Here is a 1764-nt window from a genome sequence, read left to right as displayed (position 1 = left end):
GCCGTCCCGTCGCCAAGGCGGGGGCGTCAAGCGCAGGCGCCGTCCGTTCAGCTGCGGGCGAACTCGAGGATCTGCGGGACCAGCGCCGGCCAGTTGCCGAACAGGCCTTCGCCCCGCGCCTGGGCGTCCGTGCGCACGTACCATTCGTCGTCGCCCCACGGCGGCTCGGCGATCTGGGCGCCGGGGATCAGCCGCTGCATCGCCTCGCTCACTTCGCGGGTGTGGTAGAGGTCGACCTTGCCGCTGCGCAGCACCATCACCGGAACCTGCATCTTGGCGGCCTCGGCCGGGGACAGGCCGGGCACCGGCGAGCCGGGAGTCGGGAAGAAGGCCGCGCACCAGCGCTGCATGGTGTCGATGAAGGTCCAGGGATCCTGCGCCAGCAGGTGATCGCGGGCGCCCGGGTTCTTCGCCAGCTGCTCCTGCCAGTCCGGCAAGGCCGCCACGGCCTCCATGCCGCCGGTCGCCGCGGCGATCGCGTGGCCCGCGTAATAATAGGTTCCGAGCGACGCCAGCGAGACGGCGCCGCCGCTGATCCAGAACAGGAACATGCGCGAGACCACGTCCGGGCGCCGGGTGGCGGCGAGCAGCGAGACCCGCGATCCGGCCGAGCCGGCGACGAGGTAGGCGGGGCCCCGGCCGAGATGGCGGATCAGCTCGGCGAGCACGTCGGCGTTGAGGATGGATTCCGACTCGCCCTCGAAACAGAGATCGGACGCGCCGCAGTTCGGCCGGTCCCAGATGACGGCGGTCAGGCCGCCCTTCGCCAGGTCCTGGGCCAGCTCGCGGATCCCGGGCGTGTCCTTGGAAAAGCGTCCGCCGGGGGTGATGACGGCCAATGGACCCTCGCCGAACACCTCGTATTCGATGCCGATGCCGTTGATCTCAGTGCGCGCCATGATCGTCCTCCCGTCGCTTTTCGTTGCCGCCACGGTAGCGTGTGACGGCCGCGAGCCAAGAGGCTTGCGCCAGGTCGGCGACCAGGGCGGCCACCATCTAGGCGCCTTTCTGTGTCGATCTGGCCGGGCAGCGTCTCGGATTGTGCGCTCGATCGGCGAGGGCCATCCTTGCCGCCGGATCGGCGGTTGGCGTCCTATTGGACAACGCTGTCGATCGTTCGCCGGGGTGATCTTCGGGGACGCCGTCTGGCGTTCGGCCGACGAATGTGCAACTGGACCGCCTCTGACTTTAGGCTCCGATCGGGAAAGACAAGCGCGCATGTTCTCCGCTCTGCTCATCAGCAAGACTGACGAAGGCCAGACCGTCGAGGTTACGCAGCTGGACGAGGCGCAGCTTCCGGAAGGCGACGTGGTGGTGGCGGTCGAATATTCGACGCTGAACTACAAGGACGGCCTGGCGATCACCGGCAAGTCGCCGGTCGTGCGCAAGTGGCCGATGGTTCCGGGGATCGACCTGGCCGGCACGGTGCTGGAGAGCAGCCACGCCGACTGGAAGGCCGGCGACAAGGTGGTGCTGAACGGCTTCGGCGTCGGCGAGACCCATTGGGGCGGGCTGGGCCAGAAGGCCAAGCTGAAGGGCGACTGGCTGATCGCCCTGCCGGCCGGGATCACGGCGCGCCAGGCGATGGCGATCGGCACGGCGGGCTATACGGCGGCGCTGTGCGTGGATGCGCTGGTGAAGGCCGGCGTCACCCCGGACAAGGGCGAGGTGCTGGTCACCGGCGCCACCGGCGGGGTCGGCAGCGTGGCGATCGCGCTCCTGGCCAAGGCCGGCTTCACGGTGGCGGCCTCGTCGGGCAAGGCC

2 protein-coding genes are annotated in these 1764 nt (G+C 69.7%); one reads left to right on the top strand and one right to left on the bottom strand.

Annotation, left to right across the window (positions count from 1 at the left end; genetic code table 11):
• Positions 1-47: 47 nt before the first annotated feature.
• On the bottom strand, positions 48-899 hold the full coding sequence (locus ACSQ2B_RS26710) for an alpha/beta fold hydrolase (RefSeq protein WP_436054454.1): 852 nt from the start codon (positions 897-899) through the stop codon (positions 48-50).
• Between the two features lie 319 nt (positions 900-1218).
• Here ACSQ2B_RS26710 and ACSQ2B_RS26705 point away from each other — a divergent pair.
• A partial coding sequence (locus tag ACSQ2B_RS26705) for an alcohol dehydrogenase catalytic domain-containing protein (protein WP_436054453.1) occupies positions 1219-1764 on the top strand: 546 nt, incomplete at its 3' end.

Source organism: Phenylobacterium sp. LjRoot225, assembly GCF_964252855.1.
Classification (GTDB): domain Bacteria; phylum Pseudomonadota; class Alphaproteobacteria; order Caulobacterales; family Caulobacteraceae; genus Phenylobacterium.
Note: the sequence above shows the minus strand (reverse complement) of the source record. Positions and strands in the feature narration are given on the sequence as shown.

Coding starts and splice junctions, on each gene's coding strand:
- ACSQ2B_RS26710 (WP_436054454.1), bottom strand. CDS start 899: ATGGCGCGCACTGAGATCAACGGCATCGGCATCGAATACGAGGTGTTC.